This is a genomic window from Mesorhizobium sp. M2A.F.Ca.ET.043.05.1.1 (assembly GCF_003952445.1).
GTDB lineage: Bacteria > Pseudomonadota > Alphaproteobacteria > Rhizobiales > Rhizobiaceae > Mesorhizobium.
Genome location: NZ_CP034446.1, coordinates 924,207 through 951,051, shown reverse-complemented (window position 1 = coordinate 951,051; position 26,845 = coordinate 924,207). Strand labels below are relative to the sequence as shown.

Sequence of the window (26,845 nt, the reverse complement as noted above, 5' to 3'; positions counted from 1 at the left end):
GGACGGCGGCTGGGCTACCGCCTGTTTGCGACACGTCGCAGGTACGCCGCGACCCCGCGCGCCGAGCGGTCACCCGGAGGAAATCAACTCAGGCGAAGGCCCAGATGTCCTCGGCCTGGAAGCCGACCTGGTAGCCGGCGGTCTTGAGCTTGACCACGACCTGGCCGATCTCGGCGGCAGGCAGCGCGCCGACCTCGATCTTGATCATGCCGGGGCGGTAGCGTTGCAGATCGAGTTGCTCGAACACCATCCAGTCGGCGCCTTCGCAGTCGACCAGGAACGCGTCGATATGGGTGATGCCGTTGCGGTCGAGCAGCGTCTGCAAGGTCTCGGACGGCACCTCGATATCCTTCAGATGCGGCGCGAACTTGTTGAAGTTGGCGTCCGCCTCGCCCCAGGCGTTCTTGCCCGACATCAGATTGGTGTCGGTGACCGACGAGCAGCCGATGAACTCGATCGGCAGCGTGCCGGCCTCGAGCGCAGCGGCGTCGAAAGTATGGACGGTGATCCTGCCCTGGGTTTTCGTGACAGCCACCGGCTCGATGATGAAGCGGCTGGCATCCGGGTAATTCGCACGCAGGCGCTTCTGGTTATATGGGATCGGCTCGACCAGCATGGCTCGCGCCCCGGGGATCCGGTGCAGCCAGGGCGTCACGTCGTCGAACAGCGCGCCGTCGCAGGCGCCAACATTGACCATTTGGAACGGCCGGCCGCCGAAGCGTGCCCTGAGCGCCGCCTTCGCAAGGAACTTCGTGCCATGCAGCGCCGGCCCGCGATCGAGCAGGCCGGCCGGAAGGCTAAGCGACAGCAAGGTGCGCGCGAGGCTGGAAAGCGAGCTCATGACTTGTCTCCGGGAATGACCTGCAGCGCCGCGCGGCGCCCGCCCTGGTTTGCGGCCGCCCACAGCGCCATCAAGGGCGCGGCGAGCAGCAGGAAGGGCGGCAGGAGATTGGGGAAATAGATGCGAGTGTCGTGGATCGGAAAGACGGTGAACTTCGCCAGCACGCCCAGCACCAGCGCCGCAAGCAGGATGCCGGCGCGGCGATCCAGCCGGAAGCCGGCGCGCTCCAGCGCATACCAGCCGGCCAGCGCCAGCACCGATACGCCAACCCAACTGTTGAGGGTGACGGCGCGGACTACCGAGGCGGCGAAGGCCTTCAGATAGGCAGCAATGGAAAACCGCGGCTCGAAGCCGTCCATGTTGTAATGCTGTTCGATGCTGGAGAACCAAAGATGCGGCCACCAGCCGGGATGCTGCGCCCAGTGCGAGATGGCGAAATAGGCGACGAAGGATGCCGCGAAACCGGCCAGCGCGCCCCATGCCTTCTCACGGAAAACGACGAGCAGCACGGCGAAAATGGCGAGGAAGACGATGTTGTCGGGCCGCGCCATAAAGGCGAGGAAAAGCAGGACCGCCGTCGCCGCCTCGCGCTTGCGCACATAGGCGAAAGCACCGCCGAGGAACAGCGCCGAGCATAGGAGATCGGGCGTCGAGGCGCGCGCCGCGTCGCCGAAATCGGCCATGATCAGGATCGCGCCGACGACCGGCGCCAGCGCCAGCGCGCCTTCCGCGCGCAGCCAGGCGAGCGTGATGGCACCGAACAGCAGCACCGAAAAAACCTGCACCAGCCGCATCGCCTCGACCGGCGCGACGACATGGCTGAAGCTGGACAGGATTTCCGCATAAAGGAATTTGATCCGGTACATGCCGAGCAGCGAATGGAAGTCGGCGGCGTTCTGCGCCATGTGGCTCCGGAACCCGCCGCCATCGTCGGTCAATGTCTTGTAGTCGCCGGCCGACACGCCTGCTCTGACCGTGCTGTAGGCATAATCATGCAGCGCCTGCGAATCGGGATAGGCGCCCTCCTCGGCGATCGCCAGATAGGGCAGCATGTCCCAATTGGCGTCGGGCATGAACCAGGCGGTCGCCGCGATGAGCAGGATGTAGAGCGAAAACGTAATCGCCCCGATCGAGGCAGCCCATTTCGCGTAAGCGCCCTCGCCCCACGCCAGACCGGCGCCGGTCAACCGTTCCAGCGGATTGGTGGGCGCGGAGGGCCTGGTCAGCATGCTCGGCGGCCTCTTATTTGCCGACCTGGCTTTTGACGAAATCCTTCACGATCGCCACGATGCCGCGCGACAACAGGCTGTCGAAGGCGTCGACGAAACGGTCGACATGCTCGGGCTGGCAGATCAGCGGCGGCTCGAGCCGGATGACGTTGCGGTTGTATTCGGTGAAGGCGACCAGCACGTCGTAGTCGCGCAGCAAGAGCGAGCCGACGAAGCCCGACAGCGAGCCCTTCAGCTTGTCGTCGAGCACGCTCACGATCGGACGTAGCACCATCGGCAAGGTCTGCGAGAAATCGTGGAACTCGAGCCCGATCATGAAACCCTTGCCGCGCACGTCCTTGATGATCTTCGGATATTTTTCCTTCAGCGCCTGCAGCCGCTGCAGAAGGTACTCGCCGGTCGAGGCCGCGTTGTCGATCAGCCCGTCGTCATAGAGCACGTTGATGCCCTCGATCGCGGTGACGCAGGCCTCGCCCATGCCGCCGAAGGTCGCCATGGCATGGATCATCGCCGTCTTCGGCGTGCCATAGGCCTTCATATAGATGTCGCGCCTGGCGATCATGGCACCGACCGCCGCCTTGCCGGCGCCCAGCGATTTCGCCAGCGCCGTCACGTCTGGCACCACGCCGTAATGCTCGAAGGCGTAGAAGCGGCCGGAGCGTCCATAGCCGCACTGCACCTCGTCGGCGACCCACAGCACGCCATGCTGATCGCACAGCGCGCGCAGCTTCTGCCAGTATTGCGCCTCTGCCTGGATGATGCCGCCGCCGCCCTGGATGGTTTCGAGCACGATGACGCCGATCTCGGGATCGCTCTCGAACAGGCGCTCGACCGCGTCGATGTCGGCGAAGGGAACGCGCACGACATTGTCGGCCACCTTGAAGTCGGCGCGGTAGAGCTGGCCGTCGGTGATCGCCAGCACGCCCTTGGTTTTGCCGTGGAAGGAATTCTCGGCATAGACGATTTTCGGCCGCTTCGGGCCGGCGGCGCGCTCGGCAAGCTTCACCGCTGCTTCCATGGCCTCAGAACCCGACGAGCCCAAGAACACCATGTCTAAGTCGCCCGGCGAGCATTTGGCGATGTTGTGCGCAAGTGCGGCCGCATATTGCGACATGAAGGCGATGGCGATCTCCTGGCGCTTTTCCTCCTGGAACTTTTTGCGGGCTTCCAGGATGCGCGGATGGTTGTGGCCGAAAGCGAGCGAGCCGAAGCCGCCGAAGAAGTCGAGGATCTTGCGGCCGTTCTGGTCGATATAGAACATGCCCTCGGCGCGCTCGATCTTGACCTTGTGGAAGCCGAGCAGCTTCATGAAATGCAGCTGCCCAGGATTGAGATGCGCCTTGAACAGGTCGGTGATGCGGGCAACATCCAGCGCCTTGGCCTGCTCGACGCTGATCAAATCGGGCTTGGCGATGGAGGTGGGCGACAGCGCCGGCGCTTCAACCAGCGTGTGCGCGCCTGTCTGTTCCGGCTTGGCCATGACGGTCATCTGAAAAATCTCCCCTTCGCGCTCTATTCGGCGGGCACGTGTCTGGTGGTCACAGCGTGGCCGTCCTTCTTGGCGCGGTATTCGCTGTAGGCGGCGATCAGCATGTCCTCGTCGCGATATTGCGGCACCCAGCCGAGCTGGCGCTCGGCCTTCGACACGTCGAGCACGCATTCCTCGTCGGCGATCAGATACTGTTCAGGATCCATGATCGGCATGTTGAGGAAATCGAGCAGGTCGAGCGTGCGCTTGACTGCCCAGCCCGGTGTCGGCAGCAGGATCGACTTCGAGCCGGCATGACGGATGAGGTCGCCGAGCAGTTTCTTGACCGGCGGCGGATTGAGCGAGCCAAGATTGTAAGCCTCGTTGGGCACGCCGGCCTTCCAGGCGGCACGCGCGGCTTCCGCGCAGTCGAACACCGAGATGAACTGATAGGGATTCCTGCCCGAACCGATCATCGGCACCGGAAGATTCCAGTCGATCAGCTTGAACAGTTTTTCCAGGATGCCGAGGCGCCCCGGCCCGATGATCAGGCGAGGCCTGAACAGCGAGATCGACATGCCGCGCTTGCGCCATTCGGCGGCGAGCTCCTCGGTCTTCAGCTTCGACAGACCGTACTCGCCGAGCGGCGCGACCGGATGATCTTCGGTCATCGGCAGCACCACCGTGTGGCCGTAGATCATGTCGGTCGTGTAGTGGACGAGCTTCGAGGCGCCGGCCTTGTCCATCGCCTGGATGATGTTCTCGGTGCCGTGGAAGTTCACCGGAAAGAAGAAATCATGCCGCTTGGCGCGCACCTGGATAGGCGACAGCATCTTGGCCGACAGATTGTAGACCATGTCGTCAGCCTTGAGCCCGACCGCCGCGACCGAGGCCGGATCGGTGACGTCGCAGGTGATGAAGCGCGTCGAACGGTAATGCGGCAGGTCGCTCTTGACGATGTCGGCGACGACGACATTCTCGCCATCGGCGACGAGCTTGGGTGCAAGGTGACGGCCGACGAAACCGTCGCCGCCGAAAATCACATGTCTCATCGAACGATCTCGCTTGTCTGGATTTTCTCGGACGCGATGGAAGCGGTCCGGTCCTTGTGCTCGCGCCCACCCATTTCTCTGCCACTCTGGGCGATCAGGATCGTGCCGACGCAGATGCAGGCGATGCCGGCGATGCGCCAGCCATTGAGGTCCTCGCGGAAGACGAAATAGGCAAAGATCGCCACGGCGACATAGGCGAGGCTGAGGAACGGATAGGCGAAGCTGAGCTCGACCTTGGACAGCACGTAGAGATGCGACGCCATCGAGATGACGAAGGTGCACAGACCGAGGAACACCCAGGGGCTGAACACGATCTGCAGCAGCCTGACGAGCGGATTGACGCCTTCGAAGGAGATCGGCCCCATCGACATCATGCCTTGCTTCAGCATCAGCTGTGCCGCGGCATTGGTCATGACCGTGAAGAGAATGAAGATTATGTATTTCATTGTTGCCACCCCGCCCCTTGGGCGGTCATATTACAAACCTGCAAATATTTCGTGAAGTCGCGATATTGTTTTGAGTAAACCATGGCGTAACACTTTATTTACCATGATCTATTCGAAATTTATCTATTCCGCGGCTTCGGCTCGTCCTTGTCCGGTCTCCATTCTCATGGCGGTACGCGCCCAGAAGCTCGACATAAAAGCCGGGTCGCGAAGCGCCTCCAGCCGCTGCCATTGCGGGAATGACGCGGCGAATGTCTCAGGCCCCATCCTGGCGTCCTTGTAGGGGTTCACCGCCCCGCCCGCCTCGACCGTGATTCGGTCGAGCTCGGCGAGCAGCCGCAACGTCCTTTCGCCCCGGTTGGGGAAATCGAGCGTCAATGTAAAGCCGGGGCGCGGGAACGACAGCAGCGCCGGCGAGGGGACGTCGCCGAAGCGCTTGAGCACGGTCAGGAACGATCCCTGCCCTGCCCGCCGCGCCACCTCGAGCAACGCGGGCACGGTGCGGCGGACCTTCTCCTCCGGCACCACGCTCTGGTGCTGGAAAAGCCCGCGCGGCCCGTAGAGCCGGTTCCAGTCGCGGACGCCGTCGAGCGGAAAGAAGAAGTCCTGATAGCCCGCCTGGCGTGGGACCGCGGACTTGCCCTTTTTCCAGCGGTAGGCTGCGTTGAAGGCCGCGAGGAAGGGCGGGTTCAGCACATTGAACGGCGGCTGCACCGGCACGGAAAGCCGGCTGCCGGCATTCGCGGCGGCGTGCGAGCCGTGTTCGGCATGATTGCCGGTGAACAGAAGGCCGCGCCCGCGCCCATGGCCGCCCGCGAGCTGGTCGATCCAGGCGACAGCATATTCGTTAGCCTGGTCCGCCGCCTCGGCAAGATCGAAGAATTCGCCGAGATCGCGAAACCGCGTCGCCTTCTCCATGATGTCGAGCGACGGCACCCGCATCAGCTTGATCGATGCCGACAGGATCAGCCCGGTCAGCCCCATGCCGCCGATCGTCGCCCCGAACAGGCGGACATTGTCGGTCGCCGAGCAGCGATAGGTCCGGCCGTCGGACCGAAGCAGCGTGAGGGCCTCGACATGACAGCCAAAGGTGCCGCGCCGATGATGGTTCTTGCCGTGGACGTCGTTGGCGATCGCGCCGCCCAGCGTCACGAACTGCGTGCCCGGAACAACGGCCGGAAAGAAGCCGTAGGGAGCGGCATAGGCGATGATGTCGCAAAGCAGCGTGCCGGCATCGGCTTCCAGCACGCCGGTCTCGGCGTTGAAGGAACGGATGCGGTTGAGCGGCCGCGTGTCGACCACCATGCCGGCATCGTTCTGGCAACTGTCGCCATAGGAGCGGCCATTGCCGTAGGCGAGCAGCGATCCGGCTTTCGCCTCGCCGCGCTTCAGCAAGGCGATGGCCTCGTCCGCCGGCATCGCCTTGCGCGCCGGCGGCGTCGCCAGTCCGAAGCTGCCGAAGCGACTGTCCCCCATCACCAGCCTCCGGCGACAAGAAAGACCGCGCCGATGGCGACGACGATCTGGCTGCGCCAGTCACGGATGATGAAGACGACCGGGTCGTCATGCATCTCGTCGCGCCGGGCAAGGATCCAGACGCGCATCGTCAGATAAAGCACGATCGGCGCCAGCGGCCATATCAGCCAGGGATGCGGGTAAAGCTCGCGCACCGCCGGGCTGTCCATATAGAGCGCAAGCACCAGCGCCGAGGAGAAGGCCGACGCCATGCCGGCCTGGGCGACGATCTCCTGGTCCTCGGTGCGATAGCCGCGGCCGGCGATGCGCTCGCCCGGCGGAATGGCGGTGGTGCGCAGTTCGACGAAGCGCTTCACCAGCGCCAGCGACAGGAAGAAGAAGATCGAGAAGGCAAGCAGCCAGAAGGAAACGTCGACGCCGGTGGCGGCCGCGCCCGCCAGCACGCGGATCGTGTAGAGGCCGGCAAGCGTCAGCACGTCGACCAGAAGCATGCGCTTGAACGACAGCGAATAGGCGGTGGTGACGACCAGATAGCCGGCAAGCACGCCAAGGAATTCGATCGGCAGGAACAGGCCAGCGGCGATGCCGATCGCAAGCAGCGCCGCGATCGCGCCCATGCCGAACGGAATGGACAATGCGCCGCTGGCGAAAGGCCGGCTGCGCTTGGTCGGATGCTTGCGGTCGAGCGCCAGGTCGAAGAAATCGTTGAGGATGTAGATGGCGGACGCCACGGCGCTGAAGGACACGAACGCCAGCAGGCATTCCCAGATCATGTTCGGATTGAAATATTCGTGCGACAGCACCATCGGCACGGCGATCAGTGCGTTCTTCAGCCACTGATGCATGCGCAGCATCTTGATATAGGTTCTCAACGTCGGCTTCGGCGCCGGCATCGCCTCGGCCTGATGCGCCGCCTGCCAGCGCCGGGCGCTGCGGTCGGGCGCCACCACCAGCGCATTGCGCGCGGCGTCGAAGACCTTGAGGTCGTGGCGGCTGTTGCCGGCGTAATCGAAGCCCGCATCGCCACAGGCGGCGACCAGAGCGGAGCACTTGCGGCCCGAGGTCATGTTATGCGGGCCGTCGGTCGCCAGCACGCGATCGAAAATGCCGAGATGCGCCGCGATGGCTTCCGCAAACTTGCGGGGAGTTCCGGTCGCCAGCACGATCACGCGGCCCTCCCGATGCTCGGCGCGCAAACGGTCGATCAATTCCTGACGGTAAGGCAGCGAGGCCGGGTCGATGTCGACGCGCAGGGATATTTCCTGCTTAAGCCGCGCCGGACCGCCGGTCAGCCAGAGCGGCAGCAGAAAGAAATAGAGCGGGTTCTTCTTGAGGAGGATGAACAGGCCTTCCCACAGAAGGTCCGTTGCAACCAACGTCCCGTCGAGATCAACCGCAAGCGGAATTGCGTTCCTGTCCGACCTCGCGTCCATTGTCCTGCCCCGTTCGAGCGCAGGATCCCGAAACTCCAAATCCCGGAAAGGACCACGCGCCAATTCAACCCACGCCGTGTGGCCGGCGTCCTTGGGGGCAGATATAGCCGGGGATGACGCAGCGAACGTTAAAACGTGCGGTTGCAGAGAATGGTCATGCCGGTTTTTCGGGCGTCATCGTTAAGCGTCGGCTACCGAAAACGATAAAAGGCCGGACATCGGTCCGGCCTTTGCCAATCTTACCGCGCCAATCCGTGGCGCGTTACTTGATGCGGGCGGTCCCGCCCGAAATTTCGACCGTTTCCGAACCGGTCAGGGCTTCGAGGTCACCATTGGGCAGGGTGACGAAGCAGCCGTTCGAGCAGAACTCCACCGTCTCGCCGGCACCGAGCGTCAGCTCGCTCTTGGCGCCGCCTTCGGTCACCACCAGGGTCCGCGTCTGGGCGTCCCTGTTGATCGCGCTGGCAGCGAAAGCCGAACCGCCCAAGGCCAGCAAAGCAATGGCGGCAACGACAGACTTCCACATTGCATTTCCGGTGTTTCACACACCGCCTCTGTTCAAATTTGCAAGGCATTCTTGCCCTTTGCATCGAAGCTTATAGGAGATGTTACCTGAACCGCAACTGAATGCCGCATTCATGCCACAATCGGTTTCGGCTGCACCGAAGATGCGTCGACCTTCGGGCATCGGCGTCCAAGAGGGGCGCGCAGGAAGCCGCCATTTGCAGACCGGCCTCACCCGGATATCGATACACCTTAGCCCGGGTCGGGCTTGCGGCCCCTTCGCTTCATCTTGGCAAGCCGTTCCCGCTCGGCCGCGGCTTCCTCCTCCAGCCTCTGGCGCTCGGCAAATTCGGCTTCGATCTTGTCGTCGTCGATCGGCCAGGCCTCGTGCTTGTTCGTCTCGACCACGGCGCGCGGCGTCGACGGGATTTCGATCCGCTCGTCCTCGAAAATATCGAAGATGGCGAAACGAATATCGTTCTGCACGACGCTGCTGTTCATTATGTCGGCAACGAAGACGCGAATTTCGAACTCGAGCGCGGCAGCCCCGAAATTGGCGAAGAGGACGAACGGCTCCGGATTCTTCAGCACCATCGGATGGGCGCGGGCAATATTTAGCAGGATGGCATGGACGCGCCTCACGTCGCTGCCATAGGCGACGCCGACCTTGATTTCGACCCGCCCCAGCTTGTTACGATGCGTCCAGTTGCCGACCGCATTGTTGATGAGGTTCGAATTGGGCAGGATCACCGACTGCCGCTGGAAGGTCTCGATCTCGGTGGCGCGCACGCTGATCTTGCGCACCGTGCCGCTGACATCGCCGGCGACGATCCAGTCGCCGACCTTGAACGGCCGTTCAGCAAGCAGGATGAGGCCCGAGACGAAATTCGAGACGACGTTCTGCAGGCCGAAGCCGATGCCGAGCGAAAGGGCGCCGGCGACCAGCGCCAGGTTGGAAAGATCGATACCGGCCGCCGAGATGCCGACGAGGCCGGCAATCGCCACGCCGGCATAGCCGACGCCGAGGCGGATCGAGTTGCGCACGCCGGCATCGACCTTGCCGCGCGCCATCACCGAGCCGTCCAGCCAGCCCTGGAACCAGCGCGTCAGGAAATAGCCGATGATGAAGACGACGATGCCGCTGAGGATGCCGAGGAAAGAGATGGTCACCGAGCCGATCGAGACTCCGGTCGCCAGCTTATAGGCCCAGGCCTCGATATCGCCGGGCTGAAAACCCCACATCAACAGGATCAGCGGCAGGAACACCACAACGATCATCAGGTTGATGGCGATGCTGACCACCAGCCCGAGCTGGTCGAGCGCGGTATCCTCGTAGCTTGAATTTTCCGAAAGCCAGCGCCCGACCGAAGTGTCGGCGAAGCCGCCCTCCTCGCCGATCGCCCGCGCTGAGAGAAAGCCGATATAAGCCGTCACCAGGACGGTCCCGGTCACCACGACCTGGAACGCGACGAAAAGCGACAGGCCGATATAGCCGAGCAGTGCCGCGGCAATGGTGAACAGGCCGAGCCCGACGGCAAGGAAACGAAGCCAGGCCGGCCAGGGACGCCATGAGCCGTCCTGCGCCTTGAAAGGCTTCAACCATCCCATCAGGATCAGGATGACGCCGATGATGATGGTAGCGATAAAGCTCCTGGCGATCGTCAGCGAAAGCGGCGAGCCCATCTTCTCGTTGACGACCGACAGGAAGTAATTCAAGCCGAGCACCAGGGCCATCGCGGTCGTCAACCCGACGAGCCAGCGCGCCGGCCCAGTCGCGACCGGGATCAGGCGCCAGTTGGGCAGGCGCGGCTCAAGCGCGGCGTTGGTCAGCCTGTTGACGCAGAACACCATGCCGATCACCGTCAGCAAGGCGTTGAGGAACGTGCCGATGTCTCCTCGCAGCACATTGTAATAGTTGAAGAAGAACACGGCCGAGGCGAAGAAGACGCCGAGCGCCAGGGTCGGCAGCAGCGTCGACCAGAAGGCGACCGACAGCCGGCTGAGATAGGACGGCTCCTCGACGGTTGGGTCGGCCTCGAAGATGCGGCCGAACAAGCGCCTGCCGCCGATCAGGAGCACGGCCGCCAGCGCCAGCGCCATCAGCGTCGCGGCAAGGATCGCCTGGAACTTGAATTTGAGGGCGAAGCTCAGCCAGGACGACACCGCCTTGTAAAGACCCGAGATCTGGTCATGCGCGTCGGAAAAGGCCTGCGGGCTCAGCGCGTCGTTCAGATCATAATGTTTGGTGATGACGCTGCGGAAAAGCTCGCTGCGCATCACTGAGATCTTGTCGACCAGCCCGTTGACGCGGACCGACAGATTCTGCGCGCTGGCGACGACCGCGTTGATCTCGGCCTTCTCCGAGACAAGCGCGCTGCGCTCGTTGCTGACGATCGCCGGCTCGGGTGGCTGCCCCTGTGCCGGAGGCGGCCCAAGCACTTCGACGCGGGCGTTGATATCGTTGAGGCGCTGGCGGAATGCCAGCGCGCTGGTCAGCGCCGCCCGCGAGATGTCTTCGAGCTGCAGGCGAATATCGACCAGTCCCGCATCGTCCTGGTCGGGGTCGCCCAGTCTCTTCTCCAGCCCGTCCGTCTTGGCCGTCAGGTCCTGGATGACCTTGGTCTGATCGGCGATGAGTTGCGCCGAGCCGTGGCCGATCGCCTGCGCCGAGGCGTCGAACACCGGCTGCCCCAAGACAGCGACGATGACGACCAGAATCAGGCGTAGCAGACGGAAAAACATGGCTTTGTTGGCGACTCGCGGCCGAAAATCCTCGAAATTTCCGCCCTTGATAAAGACCGGCCTATCGGGCGGCAAGCCGTCCCGGTCGTGTCAAGCGGAGTCGGCCTGTCGAAAAGCGATGGCGCAATCTTGGCTTTGCGCTTCCCGCCTGCTCTATAGTCTGCCGCCTCGCATCATAAGGACGATAGGAAGAATGGCGGAATATTCAGCCTTTTCGCTGCTCAAGAATGCGCTGGCCGGCAACAAGGATTGGAAGGCCGCTTGGCGCAAGCCTGACCCCAAGGCTTCCTACGATGTGATCGTCATCGGCGGCGGCGGGCACGGTCTTTCGACCGCCTATTACCTTGCCAAGGAACACGGCATCACCAATGTCGCCGTGCTGGAAAAAGGCTGGCTCGGCTCCGGCAATGTCGGCCGCAACACCACAGCCGTTCGCTCCAACTATCTCTTGCCGCAGAACACCCGCTTCTACGAACATTCGATGAAGCTGTGGGAAAACCTCTCGCACGACCTCAACTACAACGTCATGTTCTCGCAGCGCGGCTGCCTGAACCTTGCGCATACGCCTGCCCAGCTCGACGATTATGCGAGGCGCGGCAACGCCATGCGCCATCTCGGCGTCGATGCCGAACTGATGAATGTCGAGCAGATCAAGCGGCTCGTGCCGGCGCTGGAGGTCTCGGGTTCGGCGCGCTTCCCGGTGCTTGGCGGGCTGATGCAGCCGCGCGCCGGCACCGCCCGTCACGACGCGGTCGCCTGGGGCTATGCGCGCGGCGCCGACCGGCGCGGCGTCGACATCATCGAGAATTGCGAGGTCACTGGCTTCCTCCGCGACGGCGGCCGCATCACCGGCGTTTCGACGACGCGCGGTGAAATCCGCGCCAGGAAGGTCGCGCTTGCGGTTGCCGGCAGCACTGGTCAGGTCATGCAGCTTGCCGGCATTTCGCACATGCCGATCGAAAGCCATGTGCTGCAGGCCTTCGTGTCGGAATCGCTGAAGCCGGTCATCGATACCGTTCTCACCTTCGGCATGGGCCACTTCTACATTTCGCAGTCCGACAAGGGCGGCCTCGTCTATGGCGGTGACCTCGACGGCTACAACAGCTACGCCCAGCGCGGCAGCCTGCCGATCGTCGATGAGGTGATGAGCGAGATGCTGGCGCTGTTCCCGGGTCTCGCCCGGGTACGCATGCTGCGCTCCTGGGGCGGGCTGTGCGACATGACGATGGACGGCTCGCCGATCATCACCACCGGCCCGCTGCCGGGCATGTATCTCAATTGCGGCTGGTGCTACGGCGGCTTCAAGGCGACGCCGGCCTCGGGCTGGTGCTTTGCCTATACCATCGCCAAGGACGAGCCGCACGAGTTCAACGCACCCTTCACGCTCGACCGCTTCTATCGCGGCTTGATCATCGACGACAAAGGCCAGGGCGCGAACCCGCGCCTGCATTAGGAACCATGATCCCAAAAAGTGGGAACCGGTTTTTGAAAAGATCATGGCTGAACAAGAAGATACCAGAAAATGCTGATCACCTGTCCCTATTGCGGGCCGCGCGACGTCATTGAATTCACCTATCAGGGCGACGGCCACCGCAAGCGGCCGCAGCCGGCCTCGCAAGACCTCGATGCCTGGAACGCCTATGTCTACGACCGGCTCAATCCGGCCGGCGACCACAATGAGATCTGGCAGCATTCCGGCGGTTGCCGTGCGCATCTGAGGGTCGTGCGCAACACCATCACGCATGAGATCCTGAGCACGGCCTTCGCGCGTGGCGGCCACAAATCTGCCGACAACAAGGCGGAGGGCCGCTCGTGAGCCCGCGCCGCACGGAGACCGGCGGCCGCATCGACCGGCTGCGCACCATCCGCTTCACCTTCGACGGCGCGCCTTACACCGGCCATGCCGGCGACACGCTGGCCTCGGCGCTGCTCGCCAGCGGCGTGACGCTGTTCGGCCGTTCGTTCAAATACCATCGCCCGCGCGGCCTGCTTTCCGCCGGCGTCGAGGAGCCCAATGCGCTGGTGACGGTGCTGCGCGGCGAGGTGCGCGAGCCCAACATCCCGGCAACCATGGTCGAGATCTATGACGGGCTCGTCGCGGTTAGCCAGAACCGCACGCCATCGCTCGCCTGGGACATCGGCGCCATCAACCAGCTTGGCGGTAAGATCCTGTCTGCCGGCTTCTACTACAAGACCTTCATGGGGCCGGTGATCGGCCCGCTGAAAGGCACGCGCTTCTGGATGTTCTGCGAGCATTTCATCCGCCGCGCCGCCGGTCTCGGCAAGGCGGGCATCGCCCCCGACCCGGCCCGCTACGAACGCATGAACGCTTTCTGCGACGTGCTGGTCGTCGGCTCCGGTCCGGCCGGCCTGATGGCGGCCAAGGCCGCCGCCGACCAGGGCGCCCGGGTCATCCTCGCCGATCTCGAAGCCCATTTTGGCGGCTCCGCCAACTGGTCGGGCGAAACCATCGACGGCATGCCTGCCGCCGACTGGGCCCAGCGCATGGCTGCGCAGCTCGCAGGCAACGACAATGTGCGGCTTTTGCCGCGCACGACGGTGTGGGGCTATTACGACGGCAACACGCTGGCCGCGCTTGAACGGGTGACCGACCACAAGGAAGTCGCCGCCAAGGGCGAGCCGCGCCAGCGCTACTGGGCGATCCGCGCGGGCACGGTGGTGCTCGCCACCGGCTCCTTCGAACGGCCACTGGTGTTCCCTGGAAACGATCGTCCCGGCGTGATGCTCGCGCACGCCGCCGAGCGCTATGTCAATGAATATAGCGTGCTGCCTGGACAGCGCGTCGCGCTCTTCACCAACAACGACAGTGCCTACCGCTCGGTCGTCGCCCTGAGGAAGGCTGGCGCCGCGGTGGTCGCCATCATCGATGTCCGCAGCGATGTCTCGAACGAGATGCGCCGGCTGGCGAGCGATGCGGAAGCCGAGCTGCTTGCCGGTCACGCCGTGGTCGCGACCGAGGGCGGCAAGGCACTCACCGGCCTCAAGGTGCAGCGCTTCGACGCCATGAGCGGTTCGCTCAGCGGCGACGAGCGCAGCATCCACGCCGACAGCCTTCTGATGTCGGGCGGCTGGTCGCCGACCATCCACCTCGCCAGCCAGGCCGGCGCGAAAGCCGAGTGGGACCCTGCCAGGCAAGCTTTCCTGCCGCCGAAGCCGACGCAGCGCTGGATCGGCGCCGGCGCCTTCACCGGCAGTTTTTCGACAGCGGAGGCAATCGCGGAAGGTCGCGCCGCCGGTCTCCAGGCGGCTGGCGGTACGGCTTCATCCGGTCCCCTGCCCGTCGTCGAGGCGGCTCCGGGCGATCCCAATCCGGCTCCGGTCTTCGAGATCAGGGCCAAGGGCAAGAGCTTCGTCGACTTCCAGCACGACGTGACCGCCGAGGACGTGCGGCTGGCGCATCGCGAAGGCTTCGTCTCGGTCGAGCATCTGAAGCGCTACACCACGCTCGGCATGGCGACCGACCAGGGCAAGAACTCCAACGTGCCGGGTCTCGCCATCATGGCCGAGGCGCTCGGCAAGCCTATTCCCGAAGTCGGCACGACGCGCTTCCGCCCGCCCTACACGGCGGTGTCGATCGGCTCGCTGGCGGCAGAGCGCTTCGGTGACCTCAAGCCCGAGCGGCTGACCCCGATGCATGACTGGCACATCGCCAATGGCGCAAGGATGTATTCGGCAGGCCTCTGGTACCGGCCGATGATCTATGGCCTCCCCGGCGAGACGGTCGAGCAGGCCTATGTGCGCGAGGCCAAGGCAACGCGCGACAACGCCGGCATCGTCGATGTCTCGACGCTGGGCAAGATCGCCGTGCAGGGACCCGACGCGGCCGAGTTCCTCGACCGCGTCTACACCAACATGTTTTCCACTTTGGCCGTCGGCAAGGCGCGCTACGGCCTGATGTTGCGCGAGGACGGTCTTGCCTTCGACGACGGCACCACCTGGCGGCTCGGCGAGCAGGATTTCCTGATGACGACCACCACCGCCAATGCCGGCAAGGTGATGCAGCATCTGGAATATTTCCTCGACGTCATCTGGCCGGAGCTGAAGGTCACCGTCACCTCCGTCACCGACGAATGGGCGGGGGCCGCGATCGGCGGCCCAGACGCGCGCGCCATTCTTGCCGCTTGCGTTACCGGCACTGCCGTCGACAACGCGACCCTACCCTTCATGGGCATCGTGCATGGCCGGATCGCCGGCGTGCCGGTGATGATCTGCCGCCTGTCCTTCTCCGGCGAAATGGCGTTCGAGGTCTATTCCGGCGCCGGCTACGGCACCCGCGTCTGGGAAGCGCTGATCGAGGCCGGCAAGCCTTTTGGCCTTGTCACCTACGGGCTCGAGGCGCTGGGCACGATGCGCATCGAGAAGGGCCATGTCACCGGCGCCGAGATCGACGGCCGCACCACGGCGCGCGACCTCCATCTCGACTGGATGCTGTCGAAGAAGAAGCCCTTCATCGGCTCGGCCATGATGGACCGCGAAGGCCTGATCGCCCCGGACCGGCTCGAGCTGGTCGGGCTGATCGCCCTCGACAACCGGGCCCTCAACGGCGGCGGACATATCGTCGAGGAACTGGACGAAGCCAATCCGCACGATTCGATCGGCCATATCACCGCCTGCTGCTATTCGCCGGCTCTCGGCAAATATATCGCCCTGGCGCTGGTCAAGGGCGGCAAGGCGCGGCACGGGACCCGCGCCTTCGTCTCGGATCCGCTGCGCAACCGGTTCGGGCCGGTCGAGATCGTCTCGAACCATTTCTACGACCCGGACGGGAGCCGCATGCATGGCTGAGCAGCAATTGCCCGAGCGCCAGTCGCCGCTCGAGCCGGACTACCATCCGGGTTCGCACGGCAATTTCGAACATGGCGTTGATGTCATCCTGTCCGAGACGCGGCCGGGCTCGATCCTGCAGCTTGCCGCCTGGCCGGGCGAAGAGAAGCGACTGATCGAGATCATCCGCAAGGTCACCGGTCTCACTCTGCCTGACGGCGCCGGCGGCGTGAACAGCGGCGCCCGCGCCGCCTTCGGCTTCGCGCCGGGGAAATTCACCGTGGTCGACGAAGCCGAAGGACTGGCTGCGCCCTTCGCCGGCGTCATCACGCCGGCCATCGGCACGCTCACGGACCTGTCGCATGGCCGCACCGCGATCCGCATCGCCGGCCCGAAGGCCGAATGGGTGATGGCGAAGTTTTTTGCCATCGACTTTGCCTTGCCGGCCTTCCCGCTCGGTGCCGGCCGTTCGACCAATCATCACGACATTTTCGCCCAGATCCAGCGCACAGGCGCCGACCAGTTCGACATCTACGTCTTCCGCTCCTTCGCGCGTTCGTTCTGGAAGGCCTTGTGCCACGCCAGCGAAGAGGTCGGCTACGAGGTGCAGTAGCCGGCATGGCGGAACCAGGGATTGGTCGGCCAGAACTCTGGCACTACGAACGGCTACAACTGCTGCTTGAGGGTCGGGCCAGCAGGCGCGATAGCTAAGGAATCACGGGCGATTGCCAGGCAAACGTCCGCTCAGGCAACCAGTTCGACCATACCCTTCCATGACTGTTGAGACTTCGGCGACGGCCACGACCCGCTTTGCTCCGGCGGAGGGTCCGTCGATGTTGTTGCCGGCAACCGTCGCTTGCGGCGTGTTCATGACCAGCCTCGACCAGAACGTCGTGGTCACGGCGCTGCCCGGCATCGGCGAGAGCCTTGACCGCTCGCCAAGCCAGCTTGGCCTTTTGATCACCGTTTATGTCGCAAGCCTCATCGTCACCATGCCGCTCGGCGGCTGGCTGGCCGACCGCTTCGGCCTGCGCAACGTCTATTGCTTCGCGCTGCTGGTCTTCGCCAGCGCCTCGGCGCTGTGCGGCCTTTCGGAAAACATCTGGATGCTGGTCGGCTCGCGCGCCCTGCAGGGCTGCGGCGGCGCGCTGATGGGCACGCTTGGCCAGGTCGTGATCCTGTCGACCTTCCCGCGCGACCGTACGCTCAAGATCAACATGTATATCTCGCTCGCCGGGCAATCGGGACCGCTGGTCGGACCGCTGGTCGGCGGCGCGCTCACCACCTATGTCTCCTGGCGCTGGATCTTCTATATCAACATCCCGATCGCGCTGACCGCGGCGCTGCTAGCCGCCTCGCTGTTTCCGTCAACGACCAAGCCGGTGCGCACGCCGTTCGATTTTCCGGGCTTCCTGCTCGTCGGCAGCGGCATGGGTCTTCTGATCTTCGGCATGGACTCGCTTGCCGCGAAGGATGCCGCGGGCAGCCTGATCGGCATCGAGCTTGGCCTGGCGATCATCATCCTGGCCGTTGCCTCCTTCTACTGCCTGCGCGCCCGCAACCCGCTGCTCGATCTCAACCTGCTGCGCATCCGCACCTTCCGCATCTCATTCCTTACCGGCGGCAGCCTTGACACGATCGGCCTCAGCTCGGTGGTCTTCCTGCTGCCGCTGATGTTTCAGCTCGGCTTCGGCATGAGCGCCGTGCAGGCCGGCTCGCTGACCTTCGTCGCCGCGATCGGATCGCTCATTATGCGCTTCTTCATGCCGCGGCTTCTGAACCGGTTCGGCTTCAGGCGCGTGCTGGTCACCAACACCCCGATTGTCGCCTTGCTGGTCGCGGGCTTTGCCCTGATGCAGGAGAGCCTGCCGGCCTGGATCGTGCTGGCCTACATTTTTGTTTTCGGCGTCTTCCGCTCGGTGCAATGGGCCTCGACCGGCAATCTTTCCTATTCGGACATCGCGCCGGAGCAGCTCGCCCGCTTCAGCGCGCTCTATTACATCCTGTGGCAGCTTGCGGTGGCGATCAGCGTCGGCCTTGCGGCAGCGCTGCTCTCGCTGCTTGCCGGCGGCGGCAAGGCCAGCGTCGACGACTATCGCAACCTGTTCGTGGTCGAAGGGCTGATCACGCTTTGCGCGCTATCGGCTTACCTGCGGCTGACGCCGCGTGACGGCGCTCATGTCAGCGGCCACGGCGCGCATATGAGCACCGATTAAGCCAGCACTATTCCGCGAACGTCACCCAGTCCTCAACCGGCGCGCGGTCGGTGCGGAACTCGTTTTCGGGCTTGGAGGTGTCCTCATAGCCGAGCGCCATGCCGCACACGACGATCTCTTCGTCGGGAATGTTGAGCACCGGCCTGATCTGCCGATGGTAAGGAGCGAAGGCCGCCTGTGGGCAGGTATGCAGACCCCTGCCCCGTGCAGCGACCATGATGTTCTGCAGGAACATGCCGTAGTCGATCCACGAGCCCTGGTTCAGTCTCCGGTCGATCGTGAAGATCATGCCGACCGGCGCATCGAAGAAGATGAAGTTGCGGTCGTGCTGCGCGCGCATCTTGTCGACCTCGCGCCGGCCGATGCCCAGCGCGCCGTAAAGGCCGAAGCCGTTGGCGCGCCGGCGCGTCAGATATGGTTCGAAGAACTGGTCGGGATAATAGCGATATTCGTCCCACTCGGCCTTTTCGGCGCGGATGCCGGAGTTGAGGATGGCGTCGCTGATGCGCTGCTTGACCTCGCCCTTGGTCACATAGACGCGCCAGGGCTGCATGTTGGTGCCGGACGGCGCGCGCGCAGCGACCCCCAGGATCGCGCGGATCGTATCGTCATCGACCATATCGGGCAGGAAAGCGCGCACCGACCGGCGCGAGGTGATCGCCTCATCGACGATCTCCGCATCCGACGCGATCCGGATGTTCTTTTCAAGCATGGGTCGTCCCTTTCGGCATGGCCAGAAACCCGCAACCCGGTTTCCTTGACGACCATCCGCAGACTATGAACTAAGACTGGTCTCCGACCGGGCGCCCCACTCGCCGCTCGTGTGCGAGCCTTTGCATCAACCGCCGAAAACGCGCAAGCAAATCTTGTGGCCTATGAAAATCTCCTTGATTTTTTCATGGTTTTGTCCTCTCATGAAATTTGACCGGATTTTTTCACGAGAAGCCTTTGAGCTCGACCACGGCCAGATCGGAGCAGGACAATGGCGACCGGCTGCTGGCCGGCGACATCCGCGCACTCCGCAAAGCGCGCGGCCTCACGCTCAGTGAAATTGCGCTCAAGTTGGGGCGTTCGGTTGGTTGGGTCAGCCAGGTCGAGCGCGGCCTCTCGGTGCCTTCGGTCGGCGACTTGCGGGCCTTCGCCGATCTCTTCGATGTGCCGATTAGCCTGTTCTTCAGTCATGAGGTGCCCGCTGAGGAAGAACGTGGGGTGATCGTGCGCGCCGGTCGCCGCCGCGTGCTTGGCACAAGCGAAACGGGTCTGGTGGAGGAGCTTCTGTCGCCCGATCTCGGCGGTAGTTTCGAGGTAGTGCGCTCGGTGTTCGCGCCCGGCGCAGAGATGAAGACCGCAGCACTTCGGCCGACCGAGGAGGCCGGATACATCGTCTCCGGACTGTTCGACATCGAGATAGCGGGCGTCTGGCATCGGCTTGGCGAAGGCGACTCGTTTCGCTTCGAGGGCAAGCCTTATCGCTGGCGCAATCCGGGCACCGAGCCGGCCGTGGTGATCTGGGTGGTTTCACCACCGGTATATTGATTGAATTGGGGAGAAAAAACATGGCCGGTTTGCCGACCACGGCACGCGTGGTGATCATCGGAGGCGGTGTCGTCGGCTGCTCCTCGCTCTACCACCTTTGCAAGGCGGGCTGGACAGACTGCGTGCTTCTGGAAAAGAACGAGTTGACCTCGGGCTCGACCTGGCATGCCGCCGGCAACGTGCCGACCTTCTCCTCGTCCTGGTCGCTGATGAATATGCAGCGCTACTCGACCGAACTCTACCGGGGCCTGGCCGAGGCCGTCGACTATCCGATGAACTACCATGTCACCGGCTCCCTCCGACTCGCCCACACCAGCGAGCGCATGCAGGAATTCCAGCGCGCCAAGGGCATGGGCCGCTACCAGGGCATGGACATCGACGTGGTCGGCGTCGACGAGATCAAGCGACGCTACCCCTTCATCGAGACGCATGAGCTGAAGGGCGCGCTCTACGATCCGAGCGACGGCGACATCGACCCGGCGCAGCTGACTCAGGCCCTGGCCAAGGGCGCGCGCGACATGGGCGCGAAGATCATCCGTTTCTGCCCGGTCACCGGCGTGCGTCGCGAGAACGGCGAATGGGTGGTCGAGACACCGCAGGGCGAGATCCGCTGCGAGATCGTCATCAACGCCGCCGGCTACCGCGCCGCCGAGGTTGGAAAGATGTTCGGCCGCGAGGTGCCGATGATGGTGATGAGCCATCAGTACATATTGTTCGAGGAGATCCCCGAGCTCGCCGCCTGGACGAAGGAGCAGGGTCACAAGCTGCCGCTGCTGCGCGACGTCGATACCTCCTACTACCTGCGCCAGGAAAAGAGCGGCATGAATCTCGGCCCCTATGAGCGCAATTGCCGCGCGCATTGGGCGACGCGCAACGATCCGATGCCGGAGGATTTCTCCTTCCAGCTTTTCCCCGACGATCTCGACCGTCTCGAGCGCTATCTCGCCGACGCCGTCGCCCGCGTGCCGATCCTCGGCACGGCCGGTCTCTCCAAGGTGATCAACGGCCCGATCCCCTACGCGCCGGACGGCAACCCGCTGATCGGGCCGATGCCCGGCGTCCCGAACGCCTTCGAGGCCTGCGTCTTCACCTTCGGCATCGCGCAAGGCGGCGGCGCCGGCAAGGTGCTGGCCGAATGGGTCACGGAGGGCCAGACCGAATGGGACATGTGGTCTTGCGACCCGCGCCGCTTCACGTCCTTCGCCTCGGCGCCCGATTATTGCGTCGCCAAGGGCATGGAGATCTACGGTAACGAATACGCCATTCAGTTCCCGCGCCATGCCTGGCCGGAGGGGCGCAACCGCAAGCTTTCGCCGCTGCATGAGCGCGTCAAGGCGCTGGGCGGCCAGTTCGACGCCTATAATGGCTGGGAACGCGCTACCTGGTATGCTGGACCCGGCGACGACACCTCCGAAGAAGCGACGCTCACCTTCCGCCGCGACGGGCCGTGGCACCGCGCCGTGCGTGAGGAATGCCTGGCCGTGCGCGACGCCGCCGGCATCCTCGACCTGCCAGGTTTCTCGCGCTTCAATCTCGAAGGTCCAGGCGCCGCCGACTGGCTGGCGCTGCAGGTCACCGGCCTGGTGCCAAAACCCGGCCGCATCGGCCTTGTCTATTTCGCGGACGACAAGGGCCGCATCGTCACGGAGATGTCGGTGGTGCGTCACCGCGAAGACCTGATGACGCTGATCACCGCCGCGGTGGCGCAATGGCACGATTTCGAATGGCTGAAGTCGCGCATGCCCGCCGACGCTGCCTTCACGCTGACCGACCGCACCGAGGAATACTCGACCCAGATCCTCGCCGGCCCGAATTCGCGCAAGATCCTGGCCGAGGTCTGCGACGCAGATTTGGCCCTGCCTTGGCTGACGCATCAGGAAACCACCATCGCCGGGCGCTGGGCGAAGCTGGTGCGCGTCTCCTTCGCCGGCGAGCTCGGCTGGGAAATCCACACCAAGGTTGCCGATACGTTGGCGGTCTTCGACGCCGTCTGGGCCGCCGGCCAGAAGCACGGCCTGAAACCCTTCGGCATGTACGCGCTGGATTCGCTGCGCCTGGAAAAAGGCTACCGCACCTGGAAGGGCGATCTGTCGACCGACTATTCGATCCTGCAGGGCGGGCTGGAGCGCTTCGTCAGATGGGACAAGCCCGATTTCCGCGGCAAGGCGGCCTTGCTCAATGAGAAACAGCAGGGTGTGAAGAAGCGCTTCGTCACGCTGGTCGTCGAGAACCCCGGCGACTGCGACGCGCCCTACATGTCAACGCTCTGGCATGATGGCAAGATCGTCGGCGAGACGACCTCAGGCGGCTGGGGCCACCGCGTCGGCAAGTCGATCGCGCTTGGCATGCTGCGCGCCGACCTGACCGAGCCGGGCACGGCGGTCGAGGTTGAGATTTTTGGCGATCGCTTCAAAGCCATCGTGCAGAAGGACGAGCCGCTATGGGATCCGAAGAACGAGAGATTGCGCGCATGACTTCCGTCATCCTCACCGATGGCGGCATGGGTCAGGAACTGGTCCGGCGCAGCAAATCCGAGCCGACGGCGCTTTGGTCGGCCAGGGTGCTGATCGACGAGCCGGATCTGGTCCGCGACCTGCATGTCGAATTCATCAAGGCAGGTGCGCGCGTCATCACCATCAACACCTATGCGGCAACGCCGGAGCGCCTGGCGCGCGAGGGCGCGGAGGACCTGTTCCGGCCTTTGCAGAAGCGCGGCATCCAACTGGCGACGCAGGCTCGCGACGAAGCGGGCGACACTGCGATCGCCGGTTGCTTGTCGCCTCTCTTCGGCAGCTACGCACCGGCTCTGACCATCTCTTTCGAAGAGACGCTCGACATCTATCGCCGCATCGTCGCCGAACAGGCGGACGGCGTTGACCTGTTTCTCTGCGAGACGATGGCCTCAGCAGAGGAGGCACGCGCGGCCGTCACCGCGGCCTCGGAAAGCGGCAAGCCTGTATGGGTGTCCTGGACGCTCTCCGACCATGGCGCACCGCGCCTGCGCAGCGGCGAAACGATCGCTGCGGCTTCAGCCGCGCTCGGCGACCTGTCGGTCGCCGCCAGGCTGATCAATTGCTGTCGGCCGGAAGCAGTGACCGCCGCAATGTCCGAACTGATCGCGCTTGGCGGGCCTGTCGGCGCCTATGCCAATGGCTTCACCTCGGTCGAAGCGCTGAAACATGGCGGCACGGTCGATGTGCTGCACGCCCGCCACGACCTCGACCCGCAGGCCTATGCCGACCAGGCGATTGGCTGGGTCGAAGCCGGCGCCGGCATCGTCGGCGGCTGCTGCGAGGTTGGCCCGACTCATATCGCTGCATTGCGCGATCGGCTCGAACAGGCCGGCCATCGGATTTCGGGAGTTTCCTGATGCCAAGACCATCGAAGCGCATTACCGCTATCGTTCCGTCGGGCAAGGACGGCTGGGAGGTCCATTCGGCCGCCTGGGCCCGCCAGCAGGCCGGCGAGGACATCATCATGCTGTCGGTCGGCGACCACGACTTCGACACGCCCTCGCAAACGATCGAAGCCTGTGTCAACGCCGTGCGTGGCAGCAATCATCACTATACGCCGCTGCCCGGCCTGCCGCGCCTGCGCAAGGCAATGGCGGCGGCATCCACCGCCTGCACCGGCATCGAGACGGAGCCGGACGAGATCATCGCCACCCAAGGCGGCCAGGCAGCACTTTACGCCGCTGTGCAGACCGTGCTGGATCCTGGCGACCACGCCATCGTTGTTGCGCCTTATTACGCCACCTACCCCAACACCTTCAGCGCCGCCGGCGCGACCTTCACCGTGGTCGAGACGCCAGCGGAGGATGGGTTCCAGCCCCGTGCGGACATGATCCGCGCCGCGCTGAAGCCCAACACCCGCGCCATCCTGATCAACACGCCGAACAACCCGACCGGTGCTGTCTATTCGCGCGAGCGGCTGGAAGAACTCGCCGAAATCTGCAAGGAGCACGATCTCTGGCTGCTGTCCGACGAGGTCTACTGGACGCTCGGTGGCGGCGAACATATCTCGCCGCGTTCGCTGCCCGGCATGGCCGAGCGCACGCTGGTCATCAACTCGATGTCGAAAAGCCACGGCATGACGGGATGGCGCATGGGCTGGCTGACCGGCCCGACAGAGATGATCCGGCTGCTCACCGATCTCAACCTCGTGACGACCTACGGCCTGCCGGCCTTCATCTCGATCGCCTGCGCCGAAGCGCTCGAGAACCACTATGGCGTGAAAGAGATCGCCGACCGCTACGCCGCGCGCCGCGCCCTGATGCTGGAGGCCATACGCGGCATGAACGACGTCACCGTGCACGGCTCGGAAGGCGGCATGTATGTCATGCTCGATATCTCCGCCATCGAGCCCGACGACGAGAAATTCGCCTGGGGCCTGCTCGACAAGGAGAAGGTCGGCGTCATGCCCGGGTCGAGCTTCGGCGAGGCCGCCGCCGGGCACATCCGCATCAGCCTCTGCCAGCCCGAGCCCATCCTCAAGGAAGCCGCGCTTCGCCTGCGCCGCTTCGCCTCCAACTATCGCCGCGAGGCCGCATGACCAAGACTGTTCCGACAAAAGCCCGCGCCGTCATCATCGGCGGCGGCGTCTCCGGCTGCTCGGTCGCCTATCATCTGGCCAAGCTCGGCTGGACCGACATCGTGCTCCTGGAGCGCAAGCAGCTCACCTCAGGCACCACCTGGCATGCGGCCGGCCTGATCGGCCAGTTGCGCGCCTCGCAGAACATGACGCGGCTGGCGAAATACTCAGCCGACCTCTACGTCAAGCTGGAAGCCGAGACCGATGTCGGCACCGGCATGCGCCAGGTCGGCTCGATCACCGTGGCGCTGACCGAGGAGCGCAAGCACGAGATCTATCGGCAGGCCTCGCTTGCCCGCGCCTTCGATGTCGACGTGCGCGAGATTTCGCCGCGCGAGGTCAAGGAGATGTACCCGCATCTCAATGTCTCGGATGTGGTCGGCGCGGTGCACCTGCCGCTCGACGGCCAGTGCGACCCGGCCAACATCGCCATGGCGCTGGCCAAGGGCGCGCGCCAGCGCGGCGCGACAATCATTGAGAACGTCAAGGTCACCAAGGTTCACACCAGGAACGGCCGCGTCTCCGGGGTCTCCTGGGCGCAGGGCGAGGATCAGGGCACGATCGAGACCGACATCGTCGTCAACTGCGCCGGCATGTGGGCGCGCGAGCTTGGGCGGCAGAACGGCGTCACCATTCCGCTGCATGCCTGCGAGCATTTCTATCTCGTCACCGAGCCGATCCCAGGCCTGTCTCGCCTGCCGGTGCTGCGCGTTCCGGACGAGTGCGCCTACTACAAGGAGGATGCCGGCAAGATGATGCTCGGCGCCTTCGAGCCGGTCGCAAAACCCTGGGGCATGAACGGCATCCGCGAGGATTTCTGCTTCGACCAGCTGCCCGAGGACATGGATCATTTCGAGCCGATCCTCGAAATGGGAGTCAACCGCATGCCGATATTGGGCACCGCCGGCATCCATACCTTCTTCAACGGCCCCGAGAGTTTCACGCCCGACGATCGCTACTATCTCGGCGAAGCGCCGGAACTTGCCGGTTACTGGATGGCGACCGGCTACAATTCGATCGGCATCGTGTCGTCCGGCGGCGCCGGCATGGCGCTGGCACAATGGATCAACGACGGCGAGGCGCCCTTCGATCTCTGGGAGGTCGACATCCGCCGCGCCCAGCCCTTCCAGAAGAACCGCCGCTATCTCAAGGAGCGGGTGTCCGAAACGCTCGGCCTGCTCTATGCCGACCATTTCCCCTACCGCCAGATGGCGACCTCGCGCGGCGTGCGGCGGTCGCCGCTGCACGAGCACCTCAAGGCCCGAGGCGCCGTCTTCGGCGAAGTCGCCGGCTGGGAGCGCGCCAACTGGTTCGCACGTGACGGCCAGGAACGCGAATACCGTTATTCCTGGAAGCGGCAGAACTGGTTCGACAACCAGCGCGAGGAGCATCTCGCCGTGCGCAACGGCGTCGGCCTGTTCGACATGACCTCCTTCGGCAAGATTCGTGTGGAGGGCCGCGACGCCTGCGCCTTCCTGCAAAGGCTCTGCGCCAACGACATGGACGTGGCGCCAGGCAGGATCGTCTACACCCAGATGCTCAACCAGCGCGGCGGCATCGAGAGCGACCTCACCGTGACGCGGCTGTCGGAGACGGCCTATTTCCTGGTCGTGCCGGGCGCCACGTTGCGGCGCGACCTTGCCTGGCTGAGAAAGCATGTCGCCGACGAGTTCGTCGTCATCACCGACGTGACCGCCGCCGAAGCCGTGATCTGCGTCATGGGGCCGGAGGCGAGAAAGCTGATCCAGAACGTCAGCCCGAACGATTTCTCAAACGAGGTCAATCCGTTCGGCACCTTCCAGGAGATCGAGATCGGCATGGGGCTGGCCCGCGCCCACCGCGTCACCTATGTCGGCGAGCTTGGCTGGGAACTCTATGTCTCGACCGAGCAGGCCGCCCATGTCTTCGAGGCGATCGCTGAAGCCGGCGCCGATGTCGGCCTGAAGCTCTGCGGTCTGCATACGCTGGATTCCTGCCGCATCGAAAAGGCCTTCCGCCATTTCGGCCACGACATCACCGACGAGGACAATGTGTTGGAGGCCGGCCTGGGCTTCGCGGTGAAGACCAGCAAAGCCGGCTTCATCGGCCGCGATGCCGTGCTCAGGAAGAAGGAAGCCGGCCTGTCACGCCGGCTGGTGCAGTTCCGCCTGAAGGATCCTCAGCCCCTTCTGTTCCACAACGAGGCCATTCTGCGCGACGGCCGGATCGTCGGCCCGATCACCTCAGGCAATTACGGCCACCATCTCGGCGGCGCGATCGGGCTTGGCTACGTGCCGTGCGAGGGCGAGAGCGAGGCGGATGTGCTGGGTTCTTCCTACGAGGTGGAGATCGCAGGAGAACGCTTCGCGGCGGAGGCATCGCTGAAGCCAATGTATGATCCGAAAGCGGAACGGGTGAAGATGTAGCGCGGCGTCTCCTTCTCCCCTTGTGGGAGAAGGTGGATCGGCGCGCAGCGCCGAGACGGATGAGGGGTGTTCCAGCGGAGTGAGACGCTGGCTTTCCCTGGAGCACCCCTCATCCGGCCGCT

20 protein-coding genes are annotated in these 26,845 nt (G+C 64.4%); 10 read left to right on the top strand and 10 right to left on the bottom strand.

The window, feature by feature from the left end; all coding sequences use genetic code 11:
• Positions 1 to 88 precede the first annotated feature (88 nt).
• The 9 genes from EJ069_RS04480 to EJ069_RS04440 form a co-directional block, all read right to left on the bottom strand.
• Positions 89 to 841 carry an FkbM family methyltransferase gene (locus EJ069_RS04480; RefSeq protein WP_126060264.1) on the bottom strand — a complete coding sequence of 251 codons (753 nt, stop codon included), beginning with the start codon at positions 839 to 841 and terminating at the stop codon, positions 89 to 91.
• Positions 838 to 2,070 carry a hypothetical protein gene (locus EJ069_RS04475; protein ID WP_126060263.1) on the bottom strand — a complete coding sequence of 411 codons (1,233 nt, stop codon included), beginning with the start codon at positions 2,068 to 2,070 and terminating at the stop codon, positions 838 to 840. The genes EJ069_RS04480 and EJ069_RS04475 overlap by 4 nt, the downstream gene beginning before the upstream one ends.
• A 13-nt stretch (positions 2,071 to 2,083) precedes the next feature.
• On the bottom strand, positions 2,084 to 3,559 hold the full coding sequence (locus tag EJ069_RS04470) for an aspartate aminotransferase family protein (protein WP_126060262.1): 1,476 nt from the start codon (positions 3,557 to 3,559) through the stop codon (positions 2,084 to 2,086).
• A gap of 23 nt (positions 3,560 to 3,582) precedes the next feature.
• Complete coding sequence (locus tag EJ069_RS04465) at positions 3,583 to 4,590, bottom strand: NAD(P)-dependent oxidoreductase (RefSeq protein ID WP_126060261.1); 1,008 nt, start codon at positions 4,588 to 4,590, stop codon at positions 3,583 to 3,585.
• On the bottom strand, positions 4,587 to 5,036 hold the full coding sequence (locus EJ069_RS04460; protein WP_126060260.1) for an EamA family transporter: 450 nt from the start codon (positions 5,034 to 5,036) through the stop codon (positions 4,587 to 4,589). The genes EJ069_RS04465 and EJ069_RS04460 overlap by 4 nt, the downstream gene beginning before the upstream one ends.
• Positions 5,037 to 5,159: 123 nt before the next feature.
• Positions 5,160 to 6,512, bottom strand: coding sequence for an FAD-binding oxidoreductase (locus EJ069_RS04455; protein ID WP_126060259.1), 1,353 nt, complete (start codon positions 6,510 to 6,512; stop codon positions 5,160 to 5,162).
• Positions 6,512 to 7,945 (bottom strand): UbiA family prenyltransferase, encoded by a 1,434-nt coding sequence (locus EJ069_RS04450; RefSeq protein WP_126060258.1) that lies wholly within the window; start codon positions 7,943 to 7,945, stop codon positions 6,512 to 6,514. Before EJ069_RS04450 ends, EJ069_RS04455 begins: the two co-directional genes overlap by 1 nt.
• A gap of 262 nt (positions 7,946 to 8,207) precedes the next feature.
• Entirely contained in the window at positions 8,208 to 8,471 is a 264-nt protein-coding gene (locus tag EJ069_RS04445; RefSeq protein ID WP_042645040.1) for a hypothetical protein, read from the bottom strand.
• Positions 8,472 to 8,701: 230 nt separating this feature from the next.
• Positions 8,702 to 11,191: a mechanosensitive ion channel family protein gene (locus EJ069_RS04440; protein ID WP_126060257.1), complete on the bottom strand. Its 2,490-nt coding sequence runs from the start codon at positions 11,189 to 11,191 to the stop codon at positions 8,702 to 8,704.
• Between the two features lie 193 nt (positions 11,192 to 11,384).
• On the opposite strand from EJ069_RS04440, the gene EJ069_RS04435 reads away from it, so the two are divergent.
• The 5 genes from EJ069_RS04435 to EJ069_RS04415 all read left to right on the top strand — a co-directional run bounded on the left by EJ069_RS04435 (position 11,385) and on the right by EJ069_RS04415 (position 18,192).
• Positions 11,385 to 12,644, top strand: a complete 1,260-nt coding sequence (locus EJ069_RS04435; protein ID WP_126060256.1) for a sarcosine oxidase subunit beta — start codon at positions 11,385 to 11,387, stop codon at positions 12,642 to 12,644.
• A 69-nt stretch (positions 12,645 to 12,713) separates the two neighbouring features.
• On the top strand, positions 12,714 to 13,007 hold the full coding sequence (locus EJ069_RS04430) for a sarcosine oxidase subunit delta (protein WP_126060255.1): 294 nt from the start codon (positions 12,714 to 12,716) through the stop codon (positions 13,005 to 13,007).
• Positions 13,004 to 15,997 (top strand): sarcosine oxidase subunit alpha, encoded by a 2,994-nt coding sequence (locus tag EJ069_RS04425; protein ID WP_126060254.1) that lies wholly within the window; start codon positions 13,004 to 13,006, stop codon positions 15,995 to 15,997. The genes EJ069_RS04430 and EJ069_RS04425 overlap by 4 nt, the downstream gene beginning before the upstream one ends.
• A 7-nt stretch (positions 15,998 to 16,004) precedes the next feature.
• Positions 16,005 to 16,589, top strand: a complete 585-nt coding sequence (locus tag EJ069_RS04420) for a sarcosine oxidase subunit gamma (RefSeq protein ID WP_126064623.1) — start codon at positions 16,005 to 16,007, stop codon at positions 16,587 to 16,589.
• Between the two features lie 220 nt (positions 16,590 to 16,809).
• Complete coding sequence (locus tag EJ069_RS04415) at positions 16,810 to 18,192, top strand: MFS transporter (RefSeq protein ID WP_245456433.1); 1,383 nt, start codon at positions 16,810 to 16,812, stop codon at positions 18,190 to 18,192.
• A gap of 7 nt (positions 18,193 to 18,199) precedes the next feature.
• Here EJ069_RS04415 and EJ069_RS04410 read toward each other — a convergent pair whose 3' ends face one another.
• On the bottom strand, positions 18,200 to 18,904 hold the full coding sequence (locus tag EJ069_RS04410) for a nitroreductase (RefSeq protein WP_126060252.1): 705 nt from the start codon (positions 18,902 to 18,904) through the stop codon (positions 18,200 to 18,202).
• A 236-nt stretch (positions 18,905 to 19,140) separates the two neighbouring features.
• Here EJ069_RS04410 and EJ069_RS04405 point away from each other — a divergent pair, with 236 nt between their 5' ends.
• Genes EJ069_RS04405 through EJ069_RS04385 form a run of 5 tightly spaced genes read left to right on the top strand, consistent with a single transcriptional unit; the run spans position 19,141 to position 26,723 of the window.
• The gene (locus EJ069_RS04405) at positions 19,141 to 19,728 is read left to right on the top strand and encodes an XRE family transcriptional regulator (RefSeq protein WP_245456432.1); all 588 of its coding nucleotides are present in this window, start codon (positions 19,141 to 19,143) and stop codon (positions 19,726 to 19,728) included.
• Positions 19,729 to 19,748: 20 nt separating this feature from the next.
• Complete coding sequence (locus EJ069_RS04400; RefSeq protein ID WP_126060251.1) at positions 19,749 to 22,202, top strand: FAD-dependent oxidoreductase; 2,454 nt, start codon at positions 19,749 to 19,751, stop codon at positions 22,200 to 22,202.
• Positions 22,199 to 23,098: a homocysteine S-methyltransferase family protein gene (locus EJ069_RS04395; protein ID WP_126060250.1), complete on the top strand. Its 900-nt coding sequence runs from the start codon at positions 22,199 to 22,201 to the stop codon at positions 23,096 to 23,098. The genes EJ069_RS04400 and EJ069_RS04395 overlap by 4 nt, the downstream gene beginning before the upstream one ends.
• Entirely contained in the window at positions 23,098 to 24,279 is a 1,182-nt protein-coding gene (locus EJ069_RS04390; protein WP_126060249.1) for a pyridoxal phosphate-dependent aminotransferase, read from the top strand. The genes EJ069_RS04395 and EJ069_RS04390 overlap by 1 nt, the downstream gene beginning before the upstream one ends.
• Positions 24,276 to 26,723, top strand: a complete 2,448-nt coding sequence (locus EJ069_RS04385; protein ID WP_126060248.1) for an FAD-dependent oxidoreductase — start codon at positions 24,276 to 24,278, stop codon at positions 26,721 to 26,723. Before EJ069_RS04390 ends, EJ069_RS04385 begins: the two co-directional genes overlap by 4 nt.
• Positions 26,724 to 26,845 lie beyond the last annotated feature (122 nt).

What these genes read in the sequence shown, in the direction of transcription:
- EJ069_RS04480 (WP_126060264.1), bottom strand. Translation starts at nt 841, where the DNA reads ATGAGCTCGCTTTCCAGCCTCGCGCGCACCTTGCTGTCGCTTAGCCTT.
- EJ069_RS04475 (WP_126060263.1), bottom strand. Translation starts at nt 2,070, where the DNA reads ATGCTGACCAGGCCCTCCGCGCCCACCAATCCGCTGGAACGGTTGACC.
- EJ069_RS04470 (WP_126060262.1), bottom strand. Translation starts at nt 3,559, where the DNA reads ATGACCGTCATGGCCAAGCCGGAACAGACAGGCGCGCACACGCTGGTT.
- EJ069_RS04465 (WP_126060261.1), bottom strand. Translation starts at nt 4,590, where the DNA reads ATGAGACATGTGATTTTCGGCGGCGACGGTTTCGTCGGCCGTCACCTT.
- EJ069_RS04460 (WP_126060260.1), bottom strand. Translation starts at nt 5,036, where the DNA reads ATGAAATACATAATCTTCATTCTCTTCACGGTCATGACCAATGCCGCG.
- EJ069_RS04455 (WP_126060259.1), bottom strand. Translation starts at nt 6,512, where the DNA reads ATGGGGGACAGTCGCTTCGGCAGCTTCGGACTGGCGACGCCGCCGGCG.
- EJ069_RS04450 (WP_126060258.1), bottom strand. Translation starts at nt 7,945, where the DNA reads ATGGACGCGAGGTCGGACAGGAACGCAATTCCGCTTGCGGTTGATCTC.
- EJ069_RS04445 (WP_042645040.1), bottom strand. Translation starts at nt 8,471, where the DNA reads ATGTGGAAGTCTGTCGTTGCCGCCATTGCTTTGCTGGCCTTGGGCGGT.
- EJ069_RS04440 (WP_126060257.1), bottom strand. Translation starts at nt 11,191, where the DNA reads ATGTTTTTCCGTCTGCTACGCCTGATTCTGGTCGTCATCGTCGCTGTC.
- EJ069_RS04435 (WP_126060256.1), top strand. Translation starts at nt 11,385, where the DNA reads ATGGCGGAATATTCAGCCTTTTCGCTGCTCAAGAATGCGCTGGCCGGC.
- EJ069_RS04430 (WP_126060255.1), top strand. Translation starts at nt 12,714, where the DNA reads ATGCTGATCACCTGTCCCTATTGCGGGCCGCGCGACGTCATTGAATTC.
- EJ069_RS04415 (WP_245456433.1), top strand. Translation starts at nt 16,810, where the DNA reads ATGTTGTTGCCGGCAACCGTCGCTTGCGGCGTGTTCATGACCAGCCTC.
- EJ069_RS04410 (WP_126060252.1), bottom strand. Translation starts at nt 18,904, where the DNA reads ATGCTTGAAAAGAACATCCGGATCGCGTCGGATGCGGAGATCGTCGAT.
- EJ069_RS04400 (WP_126060251.1), top strand. Translation starts at nt 19,749, where the DNA reads ATGGCCGGTTTGCCGACCACGGCACGCGTGGTGATCATCGGAGGCGGT.
- EJ069_RS04395 (WP_126060250.1), top strand. Translation starts at nt 22,199, where the DNA reads ATGACTTCCGTCATCCTCACCGATGGCGGCATGGGTCAGGAACTGGTC.
- EJ069_RS04390 (WP_126060249.1), top strand. Translation starts at nt 23,098, where the DNA reads ATGCCAAGACCATCGAAGCGCATTACCGCTATCGTTCCGTCGGGCAAG.
- EJ069_RS04385 (WP_126060248.1), top strand. Translation starts at nt 24,276, where the DNA reads ATGACCAAGACTGTTCCGACAAAAGCCCGCGCCGTCATCATCGGCGGC.